The following is a 21,852-nucleotide window of genomic DNA, read 5'->3' on the forward strand; positions in this document are numbered from 1 at the left end:
GACAATGGACTGATCGAATCGCTTGGCATCTTGTTCTTCTCACTGAACCCGTTCCAGGATGGCGGCGCTGGAGCACAGCCCGCGACCATAGGCCACCATGCCGTAGCCCGATACCAGCCCCAGGTTGCAATCGAGCTGGCGTTCGCCCGCGCGGCCAAGTAATTGGGCGGCCGCCTCGTACACGCCGATCATGCCGCCGCTGGCCCCGGCCTGGCCGGCGGACAGCTGGCCGCCGCCGGTATTGATGGGCAGCGTGCCGCGCGTGGTGATGTCGGTTCGGCGCAGGAATTCATGCGCGCGCCCCGGCTCGCACAGACCCAGGCCCTCCAGCTGCACGCAGGCCATGACGGGATAGTCGTCATAGAGCTGGGCGAAATCCAGATGCGCCGGCGCCACGCCGGCGCGTCCGTACAGACGGTCCGCCAGGCCCATCCAGCCGCCCGGCACCGCATAGGGATCGTTGGCGGGATAGTTGTGGATTTCCTCGGCCGCCAGGATCCGCACCGAGGGGCCGCCCAGCCGCGCCGCCGTGCGCTCGGACGCCAGCACCACCGCGTCGCCGCCGGCGCAGGGCATGACGCAGTCATACAGGCGCAAGGGATCAGCGATCAGCCTGGCGCCCAGGTAATCGGCCATCGTCAGCGGCGTCTTGAACAGCGCGTTCGGATTGCGCAGCGCGTTCTCGCGCAAGGCGATGCAGAACCGGCCGAAATCCTCGGGTTCGGCGCCATGCCGCTCCATATACAGGCGCGTGTGCAGCGCGAACATGCCATTGGCGCCGCCGAAGCCCTGCGGCGACATGTATTCCCTGATGGAGCCGTTGAAATGATCCAGCGTCTCGTTGTGGGCCGCCACGTCGAAGGCGTCGGCCGCCAGCACCAGCGCCACGTCGCAGGCGCCGTCGCGGATCGCGCGCGCCGCGTGCGCCATGCCGATGATGCCGGATGCCCCGCCATACAGCCCCTGGAACAGAAAACGCGCCTCGATGCCCAGATGCTCGGCCACGGTGGGCGCATTGTCCGGCGGCAACAGGAAGCAGCTGACGGCCAGCCCATCGACCGCGTTCCAGGACAAGCCGGCATCGGCCAGCGCCGCGCCGCCCGCCTCATACATCAGGCGCTGCACGCTCTTGTCGCCCCGCTTCGCGTAGGGCGCCTGCCCGGCGCCGACAATGCGCACGCCCTCGAATGCCCCGGCCATCAGATCACTCCCTGCTCGGTCAGCGCCGAGAATTCCGTTTCGGACAGGCCTAGCGCGCCCAGGTAGATTTCCCGGTTGTCGGCGCCCAGTTTGCGTCCGGCGTGGCGCACCTCGCCCGGCGTTTCCTGGAAATGCGGCACCACGCCCTGCATCCGGACCTGACCGAAATCCTCGTCCCGCACCGAGACGATGTTGTTGCGGGCCTGATAGTGCGGATCGCGCACGATGTCGCTGATGTCCAGCACCGGCCCGGCCACCACCTCGGCCGCCTCGAACAGCGCCATGACGTCGGCGCAGTCCCGCTCCCGGAACCAGCCGGCGATGATGGCGTCGAGCGCCGCGTCATGCGTGCAGCGCAGCGCGTTGTCGGCGAAGCGCGGATCCGAGATCAGTTCCGGCATGCCCAGCGCCTGCGCCAGCCGCTCGAAAGTGCGCTGCGAGCTGGCGGATATGCCGATCCAGCGGCCGTCGCGCGTTTCATAGGTATTGCGCGGCGAATCCTCGGCCAGCCGGTTGCCCAGGCGCTGCTTGACGATGCCGAGCTGGTCAAAGCCGATCACCTGCGATTCGACCAGCCGGAACAGCGGCTCGTACAGGCTGACGTCGATCTCCTGCCCACGGCCATTGCCGTGGTCGCGGCTGTAAATGGCGAACATGGCCGACATGGCGGCGAAGGTGGACGCCACCGAGTCTGCCATGGGAAAGCCCGGCAAGGTCGGCGGCCGATCGGGCGCGCCGGTGAAGGACGGAATGCCGGAGAAGGCCTCGGCGATAGTGCCGTAGCCGCCGCGCCGGGCATAGGGGCCTGTCTGGCCGAAGCCGGACACGCGCACCATGACCAGCCGGGGATTGATCCGGGAAAGTTCCTCGTAGCCCAGTCCCCAGCGTTCAAAAGTGCCCGGACGGTAGTTCTCGATCAGCACATCGGCGTCACGCACCAGTTCGCGGAACAGTTCCTGGCCGCGCGGATGCGACAGCGTCAACGTGATCAGGCGCTTGTTGCGGGCGATGACCTTCCACCACAGCGACAGGCCCTCTTTCATCGGCGTCCAGTGCCGCATCGAATCGCCGACACCAGGCAGTTCCAGCTTGATGACGTCGGCGCCGAAGTCGGCCATCTGGGTCGCGGCCAGCGGGCCGGCGATCATGTTGCCGGCGTCGATCACGCGCAAGCCCGCGAGCGGCCCCTTGTGTGGCGTCGGGCGTCGAGCGTCCGCATCGGCGGGAAACTTCGTGGTGCTGGGCATTGCGCATCGTCCTCTTCAGGGGGGCTTGCAATAAACGCTAAGCTCACGTTATACTTCCAAATATTGAAAGTTTTTATCTCATCACTGAGCAAATTATGCGCAGCGATCCACAGGCTGTCGCTAGGGATCAACCCCTAGACCGTTTGTTGCATGTGCTCGAGGTCGTGGCCCAGGCCGACCGCCCCATTTCCATGACCGACGTGGCCACGGCCTGTGGCCTGCCGGTGCCGACGGCGCACCGCCTGGTGGCCCAATTGGAAGAAAGGCAGCTGCTCAAGCGCGTGCTGGGCAGCAAGAAACTGGCCGTGGGCGCCGAACTCGTGAACCTGGGCGCGGCGGCGGTGCAAGCGGCGCTGCGGGCCGACCCGGCGCATCAGATTCTGACCGCGCTATCCAGCCGCATCGGCGAGCATTGCCAGATCGGCCAGCGGGCCGATAACGAAGTCGTGTATGTGGATGCCGTCTATGCGACGCGCTCGCAAGGCCTGCACTTCTCGCAGGGTCGGCGCTCGCCGCTGTATTGCACGTCAATCGGCAAGCTGTTTCTGGCCGATCTGCCGCCAGAGCAGTTCGAATGGTGGCTGACGCACGCTACGCTCAAGCCGGTCGCGCCGAACACCATCGTATCGGCCGATGCGCTGCGCGGCGTGGTCGACGCCGTGCGCAAGGAACAATGGGCGGTCAGCAACGAAGAAGTCGAAGCCGGCGTGGTGGGCTGCGCCGTACCCATCCGCGATGCGCAAGGCCGGCTGATCGCCGGCCTGGGCATTTCGGCGCCCAGCGCGCGAGTGTCGTTCGACGCGCTGGAAGCGTTCCGCGAGCCGATGCTGGCGGCAGCGGCCGAGATCTCGGCGACGCTGGGGCAGGAATAGACGCGCTCAGAACCTGTGCCGCATGCCCACCACCGTCGAGACCTGACTCCTGCCCGATGAGGGCAACAGCGTATAGATCTGCGCGAACTGCGCGTCGCCGGCCGCGCGCTGATAAATGCCCGTCACATACAGGTCCGTCCGCTTGCTCAGGAAATAGTCCGCGCCAATATTGATCTGGTGCCATTTCGGACGGGTTTCCGACGGCTTGTACGCGCCCCAGGTGTAGATATAGGCAAGCCCGACCAGCAGGCGCGGCGACAGGTTGTACGTGGTCGATACTTCGGCGTTGTTCAGCCCCAGCCGGGTCCGGTCCAGGTAGTCGAAGCGCACATGCGTGTAGAGCAGCGACACGCCCAGCGCGCCGAACTTGTACGCGCCGCCCGCGCCGAAGATCCGCTGACGGTCCACGCCCGCGCCGCCAGGGCTCTTGACGAAGGGCGAGCTGAAGCCATAGTCCGCCACCACCGCCCCGTCCTGGTTGGTGGGACTGTTGGGCGTGTTCACCACTTCATACATCGTGCCCAGCGACAGCCCGCCGCGCTGGTAGTTCAGGCCCAGCGCGTAGGCGTTGTTCGACTGCGACCGCGTCTGACCGCCCAGGCTGTACATGCCCGAGACCTGCAAGCCGTCGTACACGGGGCTTTTGTAGATCACCGTATTGTTGACACGGAAGGTGTTGAACACGTTGTCGCTGTCGCCGATATGCGTGCCGTAGGCAGCGAATTGCGTGGCGGACTCATAGGGCCACAGCACGGCATTGGCCAGGTCGTACTGGCGTCCCAGCGTGATGGTGCCGTAGTCGTTCGATTGCAGGCCGACATAGACCTGGCGTCCGAACATCCGGCCATTCTGCGACGCGGTGCCGTTGGTCATGGAAAAACCGCTTTCCATCACGAAGACCGTCGACAGCCCGTCGCCCAGGTCTTCCACGCCGCGCAGTCCCCAGCGCGGCGTCTGCATGGGGCCGTTGACCGCCTTCACGCTGGAATTGCCGCCCTGATTGTTGGTATAGGCGACGCCGGTGGACAGCAGGCCGTACAGCGTGACATTGGAGTTCTCTGCATGCGCCGAGGCGCATGCCAGCGACGCGGGCGGGGTCCGCGATGACGCTACGTTTCATGACTGCGAAAAACATGTGGGGTCTCCTCCTGGCATCTCTTGTTGGCGAGATTTGCGTGGATTGTCGGCTCAGGAAAGTCACCGCAGGAAGCATAGATTTTTGCCACGGCCACTCGAATATTTCGCGCACCCGGCGATCTGGCGCATGCGGCGCGACATGCGCCGGACCGTTACTGAGCGCTCTAATTTCGGCATCGGCATTGCTCGAAAAACGGTTCTTGTCAGCGCACTGCCCGAAGGCCAGAATGCATTTCACAACGCATCGACCGGCACAGCCGGCACCCGCGCAAGGCCTGCGGCGGGCACATAAAACCAAGGAGACAAGGGCAATGAAAGATCTGGATTTGAACGATCCCAAACGGCGGCGCCTGATGCAGGCCTCGCTCGTGATGGGAGGACTGGGCGCCCTGCTATCGGTACGTGCGGCCGCCGCCCAGCGCTCGGCGATCAGCATGCAGCTGGGCTGGGTTCCCGGCGGCGGGCAAGTGTGCGAAGTGGTGGCCAAGCGGCTGGGCTTCTATGAACGGGAAGGTATCGATCTCAAGATCGAGCCCGGCGGGCCCAATATCGATGGCGTGGCCATCGTGGCCTCGGGCCGTGGGCAGACCGGACAGGTCTCGTCCAGCCCATCGGTCATGCTGGCGGTGTCCGAGGGACTGCCGATCAAGTGCTTCGCCGTCGGCGTGCAGCGCCATCCCTACGCCTTCTTTTCGCTGGGCAAGAACCCGATCCGCAAGCCTCAGGACATGATCGGCAAGCGCATCGGCATACACGCAACCGGCATGGTGCTGCTCAAGGCCATGCTGGCCCGGCACCAGATCCCCGAGAACCAGGTCAGCATCGTGCCGATCGGCTCGGACATGATGCCCCTGCTCAGCGGCCGCGTGGACGCCGTGGCCGGCTGGCAGACCAACGTCTCGGCGCTCAAGGCGCTGGGCGCCGAGCGCGTCGATATGAGCCTGTGGGACTCCGGCGTGCGCCTGTATGCCCTGCCCTATTACGCGCACACGGACACGTTGCGCGATCATCCCGACCTGTTGCAACGCTTCCTGCGCGCGACCGCCAGCGGCTGGCACCACGCCAACCGCAATCGCGACCAGGCGGTGGAACTGCTGGTCAAGGAATTTCCCAGCCTGAACCAGGCCGACGAGCGCGTCGCGATCGACGTATTCATGGAGTACGTCTTCAACGACGAGACCAAGGCCAAGGGCTGGGGCAACATGGATCCGGCGGTATGGCAGGAGCAGATCTCCGCCTATGCCCAGCTCGGGCAGTTCCGCGCCCGCACGCCCAAGGTCGAGGACATCATGACGCTCGACATCCTGCAGGCCACCCAATCCGCGCGACTGGCGGGGTAAACGATGCAACAAGCGATTCAATCCCCATCCGCCAGGACGGGCGCCGCCGGCGCGCGCCCGGACCTGTCGATCAGCTGCCGCGACATCAATGTCCGGTTCTTCAGCGACCGGCGCAGCACGACCGCGATCGAGGGCCTGAGCCTGGATGTCCCCGCGGGCGAGTTCCTGACCCTGCTTGGTCCCTCCGGCTGTGGCAAATCCACGTTCCTGCGCGTGGTGGCCGACCTGGTGCAGCCCAGCCGCGGCGAGATCAAGGTGCTCAACGACGCCCCTTCCGCCGCGCGCGCCCGGCGCGACATCGGCTTCGTGTTCCAGGACGCGGCCCTGCTGCCCTGGCGCACCGCGCTGCAGAACGTCGAGCTGCCGCTGGAGGTTGCCAATGGCCGCTCGCGCGCCGGCAAGGCGACGCCGCGCGAACTGCTGGAACTGGTCGGCCTGAAGGGCCGCGAGGACGCGTACCCCCATGAAATGTCCGGCGGCATGCGTCAGCGCGTGGCGATTGCCCGCGCGCTGGTGAGCGATCCGCGCGTGCTGCTGATGGACGAACCGTTCGGCGCGCTCGATGAGATCACGCGCGACCGCCTCAACGAGGAACTGCGCCGCGTCTGGCGCGAGATGGGGCTGACGATCCTGTTCGTCACGCACAGCATCCACGAAGCGGCCTTCCTGGGCCAGCGCGTGCTGCTGCTTGCCGCCAATCCCGGCCGGGTCAAGGAGATCGTGCCGGTGATGCTGCCGGAGCAACGCACCCTGGCCACCCGCGACACGGCGGAATTCGTTCAACTGTCCGCGCATCTGCGGCGCGTTCTGGAGACCTGCTGATGAGCGCGTCCGAAATGAAGCTGAATCTGGCCAAGCCCGGCATCGACGCCGAGGCGGACGCCTACCGGGCCAGCCGTCGCCGCAGCCTCTGGCGTTCGCGCTCGCTGCCGGCGCTGGGCATCCTCGGCATCGTGGCCGCCTGGTGGGCGGTGGTGGCGATCTTCGACGTCAAGCCCTTCATCGCGCCCACGCCGGGCCTGGTGCTGCAAACGCTGTACGACAAGCGCGACATCCTGCTGCAGAACCTCATGCCGACCGCGGTCGAGGCCGCCGGGGGATTCCTGCTCGGCAATCTGCTGGCGGCGCTGCTGGCGACGGTGTTCGTGCACAGCAAGACGTTGCGGGAGATTTTCTATCCGGTCGCCGGCATGATCAATTCGATCCCGATCGTCGCCAAGGCGCCGATCCTGGTGCTGATCATGGGCAACGGCATCGAGCCCAAGATCACGATCGCCGCCATGGTGTGCTTCTTCCCCACGCTGGTGAACATGGTTCGCGGGCTGGAAGACGTCAATCCCCAGTCGCTGGAGCTGATGCGCGTGCTGTCGGCCAGCAAGCGCGAGATCTTCTTCAAGCTGCGGCTGTACAACTCGCTGCCCTATCTCTTCTCGGCGCTGCGCATCGCCGCCTCCATGTCGGTGATCGGCGCGGTGGTCGGCGAATGGATCGGGGCCACGGCAGGCGTGGGCGCCATGATCATCCAGGCCACCTACGCCTTCGATTCGGCCTTGCTGTATGCCGCGATCGTCCTGTGCGCGGCCTTGTCCGGCAGCTTCTTCCTGATCATCACCCTGGTGGAGCGCTGGCTCATCAAATGGAAGCCCGAGCAGTCGCATTGAGCGGCATGTAGCGGCACGGCCCGACACCCCCAAACCCGCTGGACGCGGTCCCCGAAACGCTGGCATCCCTGGCCGGCGGGGATCGCCGCAGCCCAAGCGCACGCATCGATGGCGCGCGAAGGCCCAGTGATCAGCACACTTTTTCGGAACACAGCCTGGAAGATAGACATGACAAAGATCGGCGATTGGCTTGAACGGCCCGCCCGCGACGCACGGGTCGCGGCGCAGGCGGACGTGGTGGTGGTGGGCGGCGGACCCGCCGGACTGTCCGCGGCCCTGGCGGCGGCGCGCAACGGCGCCCGGACCATTCTGCTGGAGCGCTACAACCACCTGGGCGGCCTGGCTTCCGGCGGCATGGTGCTGGTGCTGGACGACATGTGGGACAGCCATCTGCGCGAGATCTCGGTGCGCGGCAACTGCCTGGACATGATCGAGCGCATGGCGGCGATGGGGCTGGCGCGTTTCCCCCGCTCGGACGAATGGGGCGAGGATCCCGCTGCGTACCGGCGCTGGGGCCGCTGGGGCACCTTTGATTTCCATAGTCAGAAGACGCCCCACCCCATCTGCTTCGCCGCCGCCTTCGACCCGGACGCCTACAAGCGCGTGGCGCTGGAAATGGTGCAACAGGCCGGCGTGCAGCTGCGCCTGCATTCCTGGTTCTCGCAGGCCCTGGTCGACGGCGACCGGATCAAGGGCGTCATCTGCGAAACCAAGAACGGCAGCGAGGCGATCCTGGCGGACATGGTGATCGACGCCACCGGCGACCTGGACGTCGCCGCTTCTGCCGGCGCGCCGCACATCAGCGACAGCTACATCACCACCACCGTGTTCCGCCTGGGCGGCGTGGACACCGAGGCGGCCGAGCGCTACGAGCGCGAGGAGCCAGAGGCCTATGCCGAGCTCGATCGCCAGATCAAGCGCGTGCTGGGCGGCTCGTGGGGCATCTGGTGGATGAAGACGCCCCTGCCCGGCGTGGTCTGGTGCAACTGCCCGCACATGGCCGGCATCGACGGGCTCAAGGTCGAAGACCTGACGCGCGCGGAAATCGTGGGCCGCCAGCACATCCACGCGCTGGTCGACTTCGTGCGCGGCAAGCTGCCCGGCTTCGAGCGGTGCTTCGTCGTCGACGTGGCCCCGCAGACCGGCGTGCGCCAGACCCGCCTGCTGGAAGGCGAGTATGTGATGACCAAGGAAGACGTGGTGCAGCGCGTGCGCTTCGACGACAGCATCGCGCGCGGTCGTGACTACTACTACCCGTTCCGCGCCCTGCTGCCCAGGCGGATCGACAACCTGCTGGTGGCCGGCCGGCACTATTCGGCGACCTCGCAGGCCCAGAAGATATCCCGCGAGATCCCGCCGTGCATGGCGATGGGCGAAGCCGCCGGCACCGCCGCCGCGCTGGCGCTGAGCGCGGGCGTTACCGCGCGCAATGTCGATGTGCGCGCCTTGCAGAAAACGCTGCGCGCCCAGGGCGCCGATCCCGGCGACCAGACAGGCCGCAACGCCGACGTCCCGGCCCTGGCCGCCTACGTGCGCTAGGCCGAAACCGCATGAGCATCATGGAGAACCGCGATATGCAACAAGACCTGCCGCTGAGCGGCGTGCGCGTGATCGATTTCACCCAGGTGATGATGGGGCCGGTCTGCACGCAGACGCTGGGCGACTACGGCGCCGACGTCATCAAGATCGAGCGCAAGGGCGCGGGCGATCTCAGCCGCTCCACCTTCGAACCCGTGGCCGGCGCCGACAACCCGATCTTCTGCAGCCTGAACCGGAACAAGCGCAGCGTGGCGCTGGATCTGCGCGATCCGGCGCACATGGCCCAGGTGAAGGCGCTGATCGCCGGCGCCGACGTCGTCGTCAACAACTTCCGCGCCGGCGTCATGGAGCGCATGGGCCTGGGCTACGACGATTGCAAGGCGCTCAACCCGCGCGTCATCTACGCGGTCGGCACCGGCTATGGCGAAACCGGCCCCTACGCATTCAAGGGCGGCCAGGACGTGCTGGCCCAGGCGATATCCGGCGTGATGGCGCGGCGCTCGGACGCATCGGTGCCGGTCTCGGTCTACCCGACGGCGCTGGCGGACTATTCGGCTGGCATGCACATGGTGCAAGGCATCCTGCTGGCGTTGCTGCACCGCGCGCGTACCGGCCAGGGCCAGAAGATCAGCGTGTCCCTGTACAACTCCATGCTGGCCATGCAGATGCAGGAAGCCGCCATGATCCTGATGGCCGATTCCGAGGTCAACTGGGCGGCCATGCCCCTGTGCGGCGTGTACGACACCCGCACGGGGCCGCTGGTGATGGTGGGCGCCTTCAAGCCCAATCCGCTGCGCGACATCTGCGCGGCGCTGGAAATCGACGACCTGTCCGCCGATCCGCGCTATTGCGACCTGACGCAGCAGTTCAAGAACAAGGCGGCGCTGCAGGCCATCTTCCGCGAGCGCTACGCCGGCAATACCCGCGAGCACTGGCTGGCGCGGCTGGAGGCGGTCGACATCCTGTGCTCGCCGGTGCGGGATCTGCGCGAAGCGCTGGTCGACCCGCAGACGCTGCACAACCAGATGCTGATCGAGGGCGACGGCGAGGGCCAGCGCGTGCGCTTCATCAACAGCCCGATCACGATGTCCAGCGCGCGGGTCAGCCTGCGCCGCGCGCCGCCCAGGCTCGGGCAGCATAACGAGGACGTGCTGCGCGAGCTGGCGCAAGGTCCGGACACCCCCGCCAAGGAGGCGCCATGAGCGTGCATCTGCGAATCGAGAACCATGTCGCCACGGTGACGCTGGCGCGGCCCGACGTGCTCAACGCCGTCGACCTCGCCACCGAGGCCGCGCTGCAACGCATCTGGACCGAGATCGAGGGCCGCGACGACGTCCGCGTGGTCGTGCTCACCGGCGAAGGCGAGCGCGCCTTCTGCGTGGGCGCGGACCTGAAGAACCCCACCACCACCGGGCTGGAATACTGGGGCGCGGCACGCCCTGGCGGCTTCGGCGGCATCGCGTTGCGCGAGACCCTGAACGTGCCGGTCGTGGCCCGGGTCAACGGTTTCGCGCTGGGCGGCGGCTTCGAGATGGTGCTGGGCTGCGACATCGTGGTGGCCTGCGAAGAAGCCAGTTTCGGCCTGCCGGAGGCGCTGGTGGGCCGCATGCCGCTGGACGGCGGCATGACGCTGCTGCAGCGGCAGATTCCCTACCGCAAGGCGATGGCGATGCTGCTGACCGGTCGCCGAATCCCGGCGCGCGAGGCCGCCGAACTCGGCCTGATCAACGAAGTGGTCCCGCGCGCCGGCCTGGACGAGGCGGTGCAACGATGGGTCGACGCCCTGCTGGCCTGCGCCCCGCTGTCGCAGCAGGCCATCAAGCAGGTGGTGCGCAAGACCGGCACCCTGTCGCCCGCCGACGCCCAGGCGCTGCGCCTGCCGGCGCTGGTCGCGGCCCTGCAATCCGAGGACGCGCACGAAGGCGTGCTCGCGTTCCAGCAGAAGCGCAAACCACAATGGCGGGGAAGATAATGACCTACGTGATCGCTTCCGGCTGCATCGACGTCAAGGACCGCGCCTGCGTCAAATGCTGCCCCGTCGACTGCATCTACGAGGGCGGGCGCACGCTGTACATCCATCCGGACGAGTGCATCAGCTGCGGCATCTGCGTGTCCGTCTGTCCGACCGAAGCGATCCACGACGCCCAGGAGCTGCCGCCTCACGAAGCCGTGTTCGCGGCGGTCAACCGGGAGTTCTTCGGACCGGACGTAAGCGGCCTGGGTTCGCCCGGCGGCGCGGACGGCGTGCAGCCCTCGGCCTGCGACCATCCCATGGTCGCGGCCTATCCGGCGCGCGGGTAGCTAGTGTGTCGTCCCGTAGTTTCGTGCGGGCGTATCCGCGGGACGGCACACTAGGGCCAATGCTAGTGCCAGCGCGCCCGGGATCGCGGGCAGAATCCCGGGATTGCAACCAGAAGACTCTCCATGCACGCCAGCGTCCTGAAGTACTTTGTCGAAGTCGCCCGTTGCGGATCGATCCGCAAGGCCGCGCAGAACCTCTATGTCGCCTCCAGCGCGGTGAACCGGCAGATCCTCAAGCTGGAAGCCGAGATGGGCACCGATCTGTTCGACCGCCTGCCCAACGGCATACGCCTGAACGCGGCCGGCGAGCGCATGCTGCAGCATATCCGCGCGACCCTCAACGATTTCCACCTGATGCGCGGCGAGCTGGACGAGCTGAAGGACGAACGCACGGGCCATGTATCGGTTGCAGCGATGGATTCGCTGTTCGTCGACCTGCTGCCCGCGGCTGTCGAGGAGTTCTCGGGACAGTACCCCGCCGTCACGTATGCCATCACCGCCGTCACGCCCTGGGATGTGGCGTCCAAGGTGCTCAGCGGCGAGTACGACGTGGGCATCACCTTCATTTCCAAGCTGCCGGCCGGCCTCGACGTGATGACCCAGGTCGCGCTGCCGCCTGGCGTGGTGATGGCATCCTCGCATCCGCTGGCCAGGAAGGACGTCGTGAGCTTTGCCGACTGCCGCAGCCATGCCTTCCTGCGGCTGGAGGGACGCTTTCCCATGCAGGGAGGCGTGTCGCCGAAGTTCTCCGAATTCTGGGATCTGCTGACCCCCAGCGTGACCTGCAACTCCACCCTGTTGCTCAAGCGCCTGATCGTCACCGGACGCGGCATTTCCTTTTTCTCGAAGCTGGCGTTCCTGGAGGAAATCTCCAGCGGCGAAGTGGTGTGGCGTCCCATCGAGGAGCCCAATATCAACGCCCTGACCGTCGGCATCGTCGTGCCGAGCCAGCGGCCGCTATCCAAGGTGACGCTGGAATTCGCCCGCGGCGTCGCCCAACGCATCAAGCGCCTCGAGCTATCGCTGCTCGATGCCTGAATGGCGGCCCTTGAAGACAGCCGCCCTGCTCCGTCCACAACCCCATCTCACTCTACCCACATTGATCCCATGAAACCGAACTTCATTGCCGGCCAGTGGCTGGATAGCGCGGCCAGCGTCGCCAACATCAATCCTTCCGACACGCGCGACACGATCGATCATTATGCCCAGGCCGACGCCGGCATGGCCGAAGCCGCGATCGCCGCCGCGCACGAAGCCAAGGCGGCATGGGGCTTCTGCAGCCCGCAGGCCCGCGCGGATGCTCTGGACCGCATCGGCGCCGAAATCCTCGCGCGCCGCGAAGAGCTGGGCCGGCTGCTGTCGCGGGAAGAAGGCAAGACGCTGCCCGAAGGCATCGGCGAAGTCACGCGCGCCGGCAACATCTTCAAGTTCTACGCCGGCGAGGCCCTGCGCCAGCGCGGCGACAAGCTGGCCTCGGTCAGGCCGGGCATAGAGATCGACGTGACGCGCGAACCCGTGGGCACGGTCGGCATCATCGCGCCCTGGAACTTTCCGATCGCCATTCCCGCCTGGAAAATCGCGCCCGCGCTGGCCTATGGCAATACGGTCGTGTTCAAGCCCGCCGAACTGGTGCCGGGCTGCGCCTGGGCGCTGGCCGAGATCATCAGCCGCGCCGGCCTGCCGGCAGGCGTCTTCAACCTGGTGATGGGTCGCGGCTCGCAGGTGGGTCAGGCGCTGCTGGACGACCGCCGCATCGACGCCATCTCCTTCACCGGTTCGGTCGCCACGGGCCGGCGCGTGGCGCAGGCCGCCGCGCAACGCATGGCCAAGGCCCAGCTGGAAATGGGTGGCAAGAATCCGATGGTGGTGCTGGACGACGCCGACCTGGACGTGGCCGTCGAGTGCGCGGTGCAAAGCGCGTTCTATTCCACCGGACAACGCTGCACGGCATCGAGCCGGATCATCGTCGAGCAAGGCGTCTACGCGCGCTTCCTGCAGAAGTTGCGGGACCGCGCGGCCTCGCTCAGGATCGGCCACGCGCTGGAAGCCGGAACCGACATCGGCCCCGTCGCCAGCCGCGACCAACTGGAACAGAACCTGCGCTACGTGGACATCGGCAGGCAGGAAGGCGCGCGGTTGCTGTGCGGCGGCGGCGAGCTGCAACTCGGCACGCCGGGCCACTACATGGCGCCCGCCATCTTCGCGGACTGCGACAACGTCATGCGCATCTGCCGCGAGGAAATCTTCGGGCCGGTCGCGGCGGTCATGCCGGCACGCGACTACGAACACGCGCTGGCCCTTGCCAACGACACGGAATTCGGCCTTGCCAGCGGCATCTGTTCGACGTCCCTGAAGCACGTGCAGCACTTCAAGCGGCATGCGCAGGCCGGCATGGTGATGGTGAACGTGCCGACCGCCGGCGTGGACTACCACGTGCCCTTCGGCGGCCGGAAGGGATCCAGCCTCGGTTCGCGCGAGCAAGGCAACCACGCGATCGAGTTCTACACCACGGTGAAGACCGCCTACGTGGCGGGCTGAGAGCTTGCCGCGATGCCGGCGCCCTCCCCGCCGGGACGGCGCCGGTGCTTGCTGATCAGCGCGTTTCCGTCACCGCGCCGCCGCGCAGCGCCGTGTCCAGGTACTCGCTGCGCGCCCGCGCATCCGGAAAGCGCATGTCGCGGTAACTGACGAAGCGCGAACCGCGCACCAGGCGATAGCCCAGCCAGATCAGCAGGAACAGCGGAATGCCGACATACGTGGCCACCACGCCGCCCCAGTCGATGCGGTCCTGCAGGAAGGCCTGGTAATTCTGCCCCAGCGTGATGATCAGGCACAAGGCGAAGGCGAAGATCGGGCCGAACGGGAAGAACGGCGACACATAGGGCAGGTCCGCCAGGTTGCGGCCCTGCGCCACATAGCCTCGCCGGAAGCGGTAGTGGCTGATGGCGATGCCCAGCCAGGCGATGAAGCCCGTCATGCCCGAGGTGTTCAGCAGCCAGACGTAGACGGCCTTGGGGCTGAAGATGAAGCTGAAGAAGCACAGCGCCGCGACCACGGTCGTGGCCACCAGCGCCCACAGCGGCACGCCGTTGCCGGTCACGCGACCGAACACCGCGGGCGCCTTGCCGTCGCGCGCCAGGCTGTACAGCATGCGAGTAGCGGCGTACATGCCGGAGTTGCCGGCCGACAGCACCGAGGTCAGCACCACCGCGTTCATGACCGAGGCGGCCGCCAGCAGGCCGGCGCGCTCGAAGATCAGCGCGAAGGGGCTGACGCTGACGTCGGTGACTTCGGTGCGCAGCAGCTGCGGATCGGTATAGGGAATGAGCAGGCCGATGACCAGGATGGCCATCACGTAGAACAGCAGGATGCGCCAGAACACCTGGCGCACCGCGCGCGGCAGGTTGCGCGCGGGATCCTTGGATTCGCCGGCCGCGATGCCGATGAGTTCGGTGCCCTGGAAGGAAAAGCCCACCACCATGGCCACGCCGATCAGCGCCGCGAAACCGCCCGCGAACGGCGCGTCGCCCACGGTCCAGTTGGCCAGGCCGCCGGTCTCGCCGCCGCGGATGATGCCAAGCAGCATCATCACGCCCATGACCACGAAGGCCAGCACCGCGACCACCTTGATCAGCGCGAACCAGAACTCGGCCTCGCCGAAGCCGCGCGCGGACAAGGCATTGAGCCCGAAGGTGATCGCCAGGAACAGCGCGCTCCAGTACACGCCTGGAATGTCGGGGAACCAGTAGGCCATCACCAGCTGCGCGGCCACCAGATCCACCGCCACCGTGACGGCCCAGTTGTACCAATAGTTCCAGCCCAGCGCGAAACCGAAGCCTTCTTCGACGTAGCGCGCGCCATAGGTCGAGAACGAGCCGGAAACCGGCATGGCCGCGGCCAGCTCGCCCAGGCTGGTCATCAGGAAATAGACCATGATGCCGATCAGCGCGTAGCCCAGCAGCGCGCCCCCGGGGCCGGCCTGGGCCACGGTCGCGCCCGATGCCACGAACAGGCCGGTGCCGATCGAGCCGCCGACAGCGATCATGGTCAGGTGGCGCGCGGACAGGGCGCGGCGCAGGCCGGAGGGGCTTTCGCCTCCGGTCACGGCCTTGCCGACGGCGCGGGATTCATCGTGTTCCGATGGTGCCAAAGTGCGTTCCTTATGGGATCTGGAAGGAGCCTGGGAAATGCCGCAGGCTAGGCCGCCGGCGCCCCGGGTATCCGAGCAACGCGCGAGCATAGCAAAAAATGGGCCCACCCCCGAGCGCTTGCGCGCTCCCCCCTCAAGGGGGCGCCACAGCGGACCGGCAAAGCCGGCTCCGCGTGGCCCCGCTTGGGAAGGCCGTGCCAAGCGGGGGACGGCGGCGCGGATGTGATCGGGGTAGCCCTGTCGCGGCCGCGCTGCCGCGATAACAGATTTGTAGCAGGAAGCCCCCTGTCCCTATATTGCGGATGAATCAACGAGGGACAGGGAGGCGATGCGCGGACCGCCGTGCCGGCTATTGGAAGGCGGTTTCCATGAAGGTCCGCAGCTTGCGGGAGTGCAGGCGCTCCGGCGGCATGCCGCGCAGGCGTTCGAGGGCGCGGATGCCGATTTCCAGGTGCTGGTTGACCTGGCGGCGGTAGAAGGCGCTGGCCATGCCGGGCAGCTTCAGCTCGCCGTGCAGCGGCTTGTCCGACACGCACAGCAAGGTGCCGTAGGGCACGCGGAAGCGGAAGCCGTTGGCGGCGATGGTGGCGGATTCCATGTCCAGGGCGATGGCGCGCGACTGGGCGAAGCGTTCGACCAGTTCGACGTGGTCGCGCAGCTCCCAGTTGCGGTTATCGATGGTGGCCACGGTACCCGTGCGCATGATGCGCTTCAGGTCCCAGCCCGACAGGCCGGCCACCTCTTCCACCGCCTGCTCCAGCGCCACCTGCACCTCGGCCAGCGCCGGTACCGGCACCCAGGTCGGCAGGTCGGCGTCCAGCACGTGATCCTCGCGCACATAACCGTGCGCGAGTACGTAGTCACCCAGGCGCTGGGAATCGCGCAGACCGGCGCAGTGGCCCAGCATCAGCCAGGCGTGCGGGCGCAGCACGGCGATGTGGTCGGTGATGGTCTTGGCGTTGGACGGGCCCACGCCGATATTGACCAGGGTGATGCCGGAATGGTCGCCGCGCACCAGGTGATAGGCCGGCATCTGCGGCAGTCGCGGCGGCTCGCCCGCCTCGGCCGGGCCGCTTTCGCCGCGCCGGGTGATGCGGTTGCCGGGTTCCACCAGCATCTCGTAATCCTGGTTGCCGCTGGCCATCAAGGCGCGGGCGCGGGCGCAGAACTCGTCGACGTAGAACTGGTAGTTCGTGAACAGCACGAAGTTCTGGAAATGGGTGGGCGCGGTCGACGTGTAGTGCTGCAGCCGGTGCAGCGAGTAGTCCACGCGCTGCGCGGTGAAGGGCGCCAGCGGCTTGGGCTCGCCGTCCTTGCCGCGCCAGGAACCGTTGACGATGGCGTCGTCGGTCACGGCCAGGTCGGGCACGTCGAACAGGTCGCGCAGCGGGCGCTTGAGCGCTTCCAGGTGCTCGCCCTCGACGTAGGCGCCTTCCGGGAAGGCGAAATGCAGGGGAATGGGCGAGTCCGACTCGCCCACCTCGACCGCCACGCGGTGGTTCTGCAGCAGCAATCCGACCTGCTCGATCAGGTAGTCGCGGAACAGCGCCGGCTGGGTGATCGTGGTCTGGTAGATGCCCGGTTCGGCCACGTGGCCATAGGACAGGCGCGTGTCGATGGGATCGTAGGTCTCGACACGGATGCGGATGGCCGGGTAATAGGCCCGGGCCCGCGACTTGTCGCCTTCCCGGGCGCCGGCGTCCTCGAGCACCTCTCGGAAGACCGCGCGCAGGAAGGCGGTATTGCGGCTGTAGATCTCTTCGAGCCGGTCGACCGCGGCAACCGCGTCCTGGAAGGGTTCGAAAGGCAAGGCGTCGGGCCGGTTCATGGAGGATTCGGGGTGGACTGCATTCATCATTGCGCTTTTACTCCGCTTTCTTATCTGTTTTATGTCGGCCTTGCGGCGCCGCCGCATGCGGCATGCGCGGCACCGGGCCGATGCATTGATTATGCATGAGCCGCGCGTACATGAACGGTCATCGCGGCCACGGTCGCCCGCAAGGGGCGCATGGAACCCATCGCGCCCGATTCCGGGCGGCCGGCCTCGGCCCGTTACGCTTTATTCTGCGAATGACGTAACAATGGCCCGATCGGGATGCTGCATTGCACGACAAATGTAATGAAACTTTATTCCATTACAATAGTGCTGCAGCGCCGGTGAGGACCGCCCGGCGCTGCGCCCTTTCCGCCGGCTTGCCAGGGTGCCGCAACCCCTGGCCAAGCCATGCCGCCCACTCCGATTTCCTGAAGTGACGCAATGACGCCGCCTACGCGAAAAGACCGAACCGCCCCTCCCCGCCTTGCCTGCCTGCTGTCCGTCCCCCTTCTGGCGCTGACCCTGTCCTGGATCCCCGGCGCCGCCCAGGCCTCGCTGTCCACCACCACCCAGGCCCGCGCCAGCCTCAATGGCCTGCGCCTGGCGCAGGAACCCACCGTCCCCACCCTGCGCGAACGCGTCGTGCAAGCCGGCCTGGAAGCCATCGGCACCCCCTATGCGTGGGGCGGCGACGACGCCTCCGAGGGCTTCGACTGCAGCGGCCTGGTCCTGCATGTCTTTCGCGAAATCGCCGGCCTGGAACTGCCCCGCACCGCGCGCCAGCAGCGCACCGAAGGCGAAGCCATCAAGAACAAGCAGAACCTGCGTCCCGGCGACCTGGTGTTCTTTGCCACCCGGGGCCGAGGCGTCACCTCGCACGTGGGGATCTACATCGGCCAGAACAAGTTCGTGCACGCCCCGCGCCGTGGCGCCAAGGTGCGCGTGGACGAAATGAAGAATCCCTACTGGACCAAGCGCTACGTCGGCGCCCGCCGCTATCTGGAACCGACTCCCGGCCAGATGCTCGCCCAGGCTGAGCGCTAAAAGAAACACCCCAAGCGCGTAGGCTTGGGGCAATCGAATTGCTCATGGCGCCAGAGCAGGCGCCACGCCAGCGGGGCCGCGCGGATCCGGCTTTGCCGGTCCACAGCGGCGCCCCCCTTGAGGGGGGAAGCGCGCAGCGCTTCGGGGGGTGAGCCTCCCCCCTAGCCGCGGCCTACGAAGGGCATGTTGGTGGCCATGATGGTCATGAACTGCACGTTGGCGTCCAGCGGCAGGCGCGCCATCGCGGCCACGGCCTGCGCGACGTGGGCCACGTCCATGCGCGGCTCCACCTTGGTGCTGCCGTCGGCCTGCAGGATGCCAGCGGCCATGCGCTCGGTCATGTCGGTCGCCGCGTTGCCGATGTCGATCTGGCCGCAGGCGATGCCATAGGGCCGGCAATCCAGCGAAATCGACTTGGTCAGGCCGGTCACCGCGTGCTTGGTGGCCGTATAGGCGATGGAGAACGGCCGCGGCGCATGCGCCGAGATCGAGCCGTTGTTGATGATGCGGCCGCCGCGCGGCGTCTGCGACTTCATGACCCGGATCGCGGCCTGCGCGCACAGGAACATGCCAGTCAGATTGGTGTTCACCACATCGCGCCAGACGTCGACCGACAATTCCTCGATCGGCACCGCGGGCGCGCCGCGTCCGGCATTGTTGAAGAGCACATCCAGGCGCCCATACTCACGCTGCGCCGCGTCGAACAGATCCCGCACCGCATGCTCGTCGGACACATCCGTCGGCATCACCAGCGCGCGCACGCCGTCTTCGCCCGCCGCCGTGCGCGTTTCCTCAAGCAGTTCGCGGCGCCGACCCGCCAGCACCACGCGGTAACCCTGAGCCAGGAATTCCAGCGCCACCGCCCGGCCTATGCCCGTGCCCGCTCCGGTCACCAGGGCCACGCGCTGCGCGTCGATCTCGTTCGTATGCATCGGACTCTCCTTCTTGTCGATGGGCGAAATCCTACCCCAAGGCCATGGCGCGCGCTGCAAGCGAACGTACCAGCGCGGTTTCACCGTCTTTCGGGTTGGAATCGAGCCGCAGGCATAGCCTGACCCCCCTCAAGCGCCTGCCTGCGCGATGATCTGTCACAAGTTTCTTTATAATTTGTGGAAATTTGCTTATTACAAAAATCAGCATTGAACGGAGAAGCTCCATGCCTAGACGGTCCCTCACCGTGGCACGACGCCGGGCCTGCGCCCTGGCGCTGGGCGCCCTGCTCGCGGCGCCGGCCTGTACGCTCAGCGCGCCCGACGGCGCCCAGATCAGCACCCAGGGCGCCAATGGCGCGCCCGCCTGTGTCACCTGCCACGGCGCCAAGGGTGAAGGCAATCCCTCCGCCGGTTTCCCGAGATTGGCCGGCCTGGGCGCCAAGTACCTGACCGAACAGCTGGACGCCATGGCCGATGGCGGACGTGTCAGTCCGATCATGAAAGCCACGGCCCAGGCGCTCGATCCCGCCCAGCGCCAGGCCGTCGCCGCTTACTACGCCTCCCTGCCCGCGCCGCTGGATACGGACAAGCTCGCCGCGACCGCGATGGGCCGCGCCGCGCCGGCCGACACTGGCGCCTGGCTGGCCACCCGAGGCGCCTGGGACAAGAATGTCCCCGCCTGCAACCAATGCCATGGTCCCGGCGGCATCGGCGTCGGGGACAACTTCCCCGCGCTGGCGGGCCAGTCGGCTGCCTACATTTCCGGGCAGTTGCGCGCCTGGCGCCAGGGCCAGCGCCCGCCCGGCCCGCTGGGCCTGATGCCCGCCGTGGCCACCCGCCTGACCGACGCCGAGATCGATGCCGTATCGGCCTACTACGCCGGCCTGCCCCAGGCCGCCGAGCAACTGGCCGCGCAAGCCGCCGCACCGGGAGCCAAGCAATGAACCCGCGCCTTACCCGCTTGCCCGGCGCCTGGCTCGCCGCCGCCCTCGCCCTGTCGATGTCCGCCACCGCGCTGGCCGCCGAGCCGCGCCCCAGCTTCACGCCGCCGTCGGCCGCATCCTTGCCCGACACCGAATTCGGCAAGATCGTGCGCCAGGGAGAACAGATCTTCCTGCACACGCCCCAGGCCGCCGGTAAATTCGTCGGCAATGACCTGAATTGCAGCAGCTGCCACCTGGACGCGGGCCGCCGCCCGGACTCAGCGCCCATGTGGGCCGCCTATGTGCTGTATCCCGCGTACCGGGCCAAGAACGGCCACGTCAATACGCTGGCCGAGCGCCTGCAGGGCTGCTTCCGCTACAGCATGAACGGCAAGCCGCCCGCCGCCGACGATCCCGTGCTGACCGCGTTGCAGACCTATATGTTCTGGCTGGCCAGCAAGGCGCCGACCGGCGTGACGCTGGAAGGCCAGGGCTACCGCAAGCTGCCCGCGCCGGCGCAGAAGGCCGACTACCTGCGTGGCGAAAAGGTTTACGCCCAGTACTGCGCCGTGTGCCATGGCGCTGAAGGCCAGGGCCAGAAGAACGGCAAGCACTGGGTCTTCCCCGCCTTATGGGGGGCGGACTCGTTCAACTGGGGCGCGGGCATGCACCAGATCGGCAACGCGGCCGGCTTCATCAAGGCCAACATGCCGCTGGGACAGGCCGGCATGCTGAGCGATCAGGAAGCGTGGGACGTGGCCTATTTCATGAACGCCCACGAACGGCCGCAGGACCCGCGCTACGCAGAGTCGGTGGCCGCGACCCGCGCCAAGTACCACGACTCCGACGACTCGCTCTACGGCATCGAGGTCAACGGCCATCTGCTGGGCAGCGATTCCCCCGCGCCCGGCGGCAAGCTGTTGCAGGCGGCCAAGCCCTGAACCGCTGAAAGCGCGGCGCGGCAGCGGGTTTCGCCCCTGCCGCGCCGCGCGATTTGTTATTCTTGCGGTCTCGGCATCACACGCTCGTCATCTATTCATGCACGCCAATTCCGGAAACGTCTTCATGGTCGTCGCCCCCAGCGGCGCGGGCAAATCCAGCCTGGTCAGGGCCCTGCTCCAGCAAGATCCTTCCATCCTGCTCTCGGTTTCCTGCACCACGCGCGCGCCGCGTCCCGGCGAAGAAGACGGTCGCGAATATCGCTTCGTGGCGGTCGACGATTTCAAGCGCATGCGCGACGATCAGGCCCTGCTGGAATGGGCCGAGGTGCATGGCAATTTCTACGGCACGCCCCGCGACCGCATCGACGCCGCCACCCGCGAAGGACGCGATGTGCTGCTCGAGATCGACTGGCAGGGCGCGCGCCAGGTCAAGCAGCGCTTTCCGGGCGCCATCGGCATTTTCATCCTGCCGCCGTCGATCGAGGAACTCGAAGCCCGGCTCAAGGCGCGCGGCCAGGACGAGCCGCAAGTCATCGCGCGCCGGCTCATGGCGGCGGGCGGTGAAATCGCGCACGCTCCGGAATGCGAATATGTTATTATTAATCAAGAATTTAGCGTGGCCCTGTCGGAACTGACCCAAATCGTCAGCGCCGCGCGGCTGCGCTTTTCGTCTCAGGCCGCCCGCCACGCTCCGCTGTTCGCGCAGCTCGGCATCCCGGCGGCGCACTGAAACGCAAGCATTTCCTCCC

20 protein-coding genes are annotated in these 21,852 nt (G+C 67.1%); 14 read left to right on the plus strand and 6 right to left on the minus strand.

Features of this window, described 5'->3' with window-relative positions; translation table 11 throughout:
- Positions 1-39: 39 nt before the first annotated feature.
- Both AC6LJ5_RS10290 and AC6LJ5_RS10295 read right to left on the minus strand, forming a co-directional pair.
- Positions 40-1,200: a thiolase family protein gene (locus tag AC6LJ5_RS10290; RefSeq protein ID WP_498140406.1), complete on the minus strand. Its 1,161-nt coding sequence runs from the start codon at positions 1,198-1,200 to the stop codon at positions 40-42.
- Positions 1,200-2,447: a CaiB/BaiF CoA transferase family protein gene (locus tag AC6LJ5_RS10295; protein ID WP_498140407.1), complete on the minus strand. Its 1,248-nt coding sequence runs from the start codon at positions 2,445-2,447 to the stop codon at positions 1,200-1,202. Before AC6LJ5_RS10295 ends, AC6LJ5_RS10290 begins: the two co-directional genes overlap by 1 nt.
- 146 nt (positions 2,448-2,593) lie before the next feature.
- Between AC6LJ5_RS10295 and AC6LJ5_RS10300 the strand changes: the two genes are divergently transcribed.
- Positions 2,594-3,319 (plus strand): IclR family transcriptional regulator, encoded by a 726-nt coding sequence (locus AC6LJ5_RS10300; protein ID WP_498140408.1) that lies wholly within the window; start codon positions 2,594-2,596, stop codon positions 3,317-3,319.
- Positions 3,320-3,325: 6 nt separating this feature from the next.
- Here the strand turns inward: AC6LJ5_RS10300 and AC6LJ5_RS10305 are convergent, their stop codons facing one another.
- Positions 3,326-4,402 (minus strand): porin, encoded by a 1,077-nt coding sequence (locus AC6LJ5_RS10305; RefSeq protein WP_498140424.1) that lies wholly within the window; start codon positions 4,400-4,402, stop codon positions 3,326-3,328.
- A gap of 365 nt (positions 4,403-4,767) precedes the next feature.
- Between AC6LJ5_RS10305 and AC6LJ5_RS10310 the strand changes: the two genes are divergently transcribed.
- The 9 genes from AC6LJ5_RS10310 to AC6LJ5_RS10350 all read left to right on the plus strand — a co-directional run bounded on the left by AC6LJ5_RS10310 (position 4,768) and on the right by AC6LJ5_RS10350 (position 13,835).
- Positions 4,768-5,796, plus strand: coding sequence for an ABC transporter substrate-binding protein (locus tag AC6LJ5_RS10310; RefSeq protein ID WP_498140409.1), 1,029 nt, complete (start codon positions 4,768-4,770; stop codon positions 5,794-5,796).
- Between the two features lie 3 nt (positions 5,797-5,799).
- Positions 5,800-6,618 carry an ABC transporter ATP-binding protein gene (locus AC6LJ5_RS10315; protein WP_103274527.1) on the plus strand — a complete coding sequence of 273 codons (819 nt, stop codon included), beginning with the start codon at positions 5,800-5,802 and terminating at the stop codon, positions 6,616-6,618.
- The gene (locus AC6LJ5_RS10320) at positions 6,618-7,457 is read left to right on the plus strand and encodes an ABC transporter permease (RefSeq protein ID WP_498140410.1); all 840 of its coding nucleotides are present in this window, start codon (positions 6,618-6,620) and stop codon (positions 7,455-7,457) included. The genes AC6LJ5_RS10315 and AC6LJ5_RS10320 overlap by 1 nt, the downstream gene beginning before the upstream one ends.
- A gap of 168 nt (positions 7,458-7,625) precedes the next feature.
- A complete protein-coding gene (locus tag AC6LJ5_RS10325) occupies positions 7,626-8,996 on the plus strand; it encodes an FAD-dependent oxidoreductase (protein WP_498140411.1) in 1,371 nt (456 codons plus the stop codon).
- 11 nt (positions 8,997-9,007) lie between these two features.
- Positions 9,008-10,198 (plus strand): CaiB/BaiF CoA transferase family protein, encoded by a 1,191-nt coding sequence (locus AC6LJ5_RS10330; protein WP_498140412.1) that lies wholly within the window; start codon positions 9,008-9,010, stop codon positions 10,196-10,198.
- The gene (locus AC6LJ5_RS10335) at positions 10,195-10,968 is read left to right on the plus strand and encodes an enoyl-CoA hydratase-related protein (RefSeq protein ID WP_103274530.1); all 774 of its coding nucleotides are present in this window, start codon (positions 10,195-10,197) and stop codon (positions 10,966-10,968) included. Before AC6LJ5_RS10330 ends, AC6LJ5_RS10335 begins: the two co-directional genes overlap by 4 nt.
- Positions 10,968-11,297 (plus strand): ferredoxin, encoded by a 330-nt coding sequence (gene fdxA, locus AC6LJ5_RS10340; RefSeq protein ID WP_103274531.1) that lies wholly within the window; start codon positions 10,968-10,970, stop codon positions 11,295-11,297. The genes AC6LJ5_RS10335 and fdxA overlap by 1 nt, the downstream gene beginning before the upstream one ends.
- Positions 11,298-11,420: 123 nt before the next feature.
- Complete coding sequence (locus AC6LJ5_RS10345) at positions 11,421-12,335, plus strand: LysR family transcriptional regulator (RefSeq protein ID WP_103274532.1); 915 nt, start codon at positions 11,421-11,423, stop codon at positions 12,333-12,335.
- A gap of 69 nt (positions 12,336-12,404) precedes the next feature.
- The gene (locus AC6LJ5_RS10350) at positions 12,405-13,835 is read left to right on the plus strand and encodes an aldehyde dehydrogenase family protein (RefSeq protein ID WP_498140413.1); all 1,431 of its coding nucleotides are present in this window, start codon (positions 12,405-12,407) and stop codon (positions 13,833-13,835) included.
- A gap of 55 nt (positions 13,836-13,890) precedes the next feature.
- Here the strand turns inward: AC6LJ5_RS10350 and AC6LJ5_RS10355 are convergent, their stop codons facing one another.
- Positions 13,891-15,402, minus strand: a complete 1,512-nt coding sequence (locus tag AC6LJ5_RS10355) for an amino acid permease (protein ID WP_158658511.1) — start codon at positions 15,400-15,402, stop codon at positions 13,891-13,893.
- A gap of 394 nt (positions 15,403-15,796) precedes the next feature.
- A complete protein-coding gene (locus AC6LJ5_RS10360) occupies positions 15,797-17,305 on the minus strand; it encodes an AMP nucleosidase (protein WP_498140414.1) in 1,509 nt (502 codons plus the stop codon).
- A 399-nt stretch (positions 17,306-17,704) separates the two neighbouring features.
- Here AC6LJ5_RS10360 and AC6LJ5_RS10365 point away from each other — a divergent pair, with 399 nt between their 5' ends.
- Positions 17,705-18,307, plus strand: a complete 603-nt coding sequence (locus tag AC6LJ5_RS10365) for a C40 family peptidase (RefSeq protein WP_392413726.1) — start codon at positions 17,705-17,707, stop codon at positions 18,305-18,307.
- Positions 18,308-18,468: 161 nt separating this feature from the next.
- On the opposite strand, the gene AC6LJ5_RS10370 is transcribed toward AC6LJ5_RS10365, so the two are convergent.
- Entirely contained in the window at positions 18,469-19,239 is a 771-nt protein-coding gene (locus AC6LJ5_RS10370) for an SDR family oxidoreductase (protein ID WP_103274536.1), read from the minus strand.
- A 224-nt stretch (positions 19,240-19,463) separates the two neighbouring features.
- Here AC6LJ5_RS10370 and AC6LJ5_RS10375 point away from each other — a divergent pair, with 224 nt between their 5' ends.
- The 3 genes from AC6LJ5_RS10375 (at position 19,464) to gmk (ending at position 21,833) form a co-directional block, all read left to right on the plus strand.
- Positions 19,464-20,183 (plus strand): c-type cytochrome, encoded by a 720-nt coding sequence (locus tag AC6LJ5_RS10375; protein ID WP_498140415.1) that lies wholly within the window; start codon positions 19,464-19,466, stop codon positions 20,181-20,183.
- Complete coding sequence (locus AC6LJ5_RS10380; protein ID WP_103274538.1) at positions 20,180-21,103, plus strand: c-type cytochrome; 924 nt, start codon at positions 20,180-20,182, stop codon at positions 21,101-21,103. The genes AC6LJ5_RS10375 and AC6LJ5_RS10380 overlap by 4 nt, the downstream gene beginning before the upstream one ends.
- Before the next feature lie 97 nt (positions 21,104-21,200).
- Complete coding sequence (gmk, locus tag AC6LJ5_RS10385) at positions 21,201-21,833, plus strand: guanylate kinase (RefSeq protein ID WP_103274539.1); 633 nt, start codon at positions 21,201-21,203, stop codon at positions 21,831-21,833.
- Positions 21,834-21,852: the final 19 nt, after the last annotated feature.

The organism is Achromobacter sp. 1011791174, from assembly GCF_059760925.1.

What these genes read in the sequence shown, in the direction of transcription:
- AC6LJ5_RS10290 (WP_498140406.1), bottom strand. Translation starts at nt 1,200, where the DNA reads ATGGCCGGGGCATTCGAGGGCGTGCGCATTGTCGGCGCCGGGCAGGCG.
- AC6LJ5_RS10295 (WP_498140407.1), bottom strand. Translation starts at nt 2,447, where the DNA reads ATGCCCAGCACCACGAAGTTTCCCGCCGATGCGGACGCTCGACGCCCG.
- AC6LJ5_RS10310 (WP_498140409.1), top strand. Translation starts at nt 4,768, where the DNA reads ATGAAAGATCTGGATTTGAACGATCCCAAACGGCGGCGCCTGATGCAG.
- AC6LJ5_RS10315 (WP_103274527.1), top strand. Translation starts at nt 5,800, where the DNA reads ATGCAACAAGCGATTCAATCCCCATCCGCCAGGACGGGCGCCGCCGGC.
- AC6LJ5_RS10320 (WP_498140410.1), top strand. Translation starts at nt 6,618, where the DNA reads ATGAGCGCGTCCGAAATGAAGCTGAATCTGGCCAAGCCCGGCATCGAC.
- AC6LJ5_RS10325 (WP_498140411.1), top strand. Translation starts at nt 7,626, where the DNA reads ATGACAAAGATCGGCGATTGGCTTGAACGGCCCGCCCGCGACGCACGG.
- AC6LJ5_RS10330 (WP_498140412.1), top strand. Translation starts at nt 9,008, where the DNA reads ATGAGCATCATGGAGAACCGCGATATGCAACAAGACCTGCCGCTGAGC.
- AC6LJ5_RS10335 (WP_103274530.1), top strand. Translation starts at nt 10,195, where the DNA reads ATGAGCGTGCATCTGCGAATCGAGAACCATGTCGCCACGGTGACGCTG.
- fdxA (WP_103274531.1), top strand. Translation starts at nt 10,968, where the DNA reads ATGACCTACGTGATCGCTTCCGGCTGCATCGACGTCAAGGACCGCGCC.
- AC6LJ5_RS10345 (WP_103274532.1), top strand. Translation starts at nt 11,421, where the DNA reads ATGCACGCCAGCGTCCTGAAGTACTTTGTCGAAGTCGCCCGTTGCGGA.
- AC6LJ5_RS10350 (WP_498140413.1), top strand. Translation starts at nt 12,405, where the DNA reads ATGAAACCGAACTTCATTGCCGGCCAGTGGCTGGATAGCGCGGCCAGC.
- AC6LJ5_RS10360 (WP_498140414.1), bottom strand. Translation starts at nt 17,305, where the DNA reads ATGATGAATGCAGTCCACCCCGAATCCTCCATGAACCGGCCCGACGCC.
- AC6LJ5_RS10365 (WP_392413726.1), top strand. Translation starts at nt 17,705, where the DNA reads ATGACGCCGCCTACGCGAAAAGACCGAACCGCCCCTCCCCGCCTTGCC.
- AC6LJ5_RS10370 (WP_103274536.1), bottom strand. Translation starts at nt 19,239, where the DNA reads ATGCATACGAACGAGATCGACGCGCAGCGCGTGGCCCTGGTGACCGGA.
- AC6LJ5_RS10375 (WP_498140415.1), top strand. Translation starts at nt 19,464, where the DNA reads ATGCCTAGACGGTCCCTCACCGTGGCACGACGCCGGGCCTGCGCCCTG.
- AC6LJ5_RS10380 (WP_103274538.1), top strand. Translation starts at nt 20,180, where the DNA reads ATGAACCCGCGCCTTACCCGCTTGCCCGGCGCCTGGCTCGCCGCCGCC.
- gmk (WP_103274539.1), top strand. Translation starts at nt 21,201, where the DNA reads ATGCACGCCAATTCCGGAAACGTCTTCATGGTCGTCGCCCCCAGCGGC.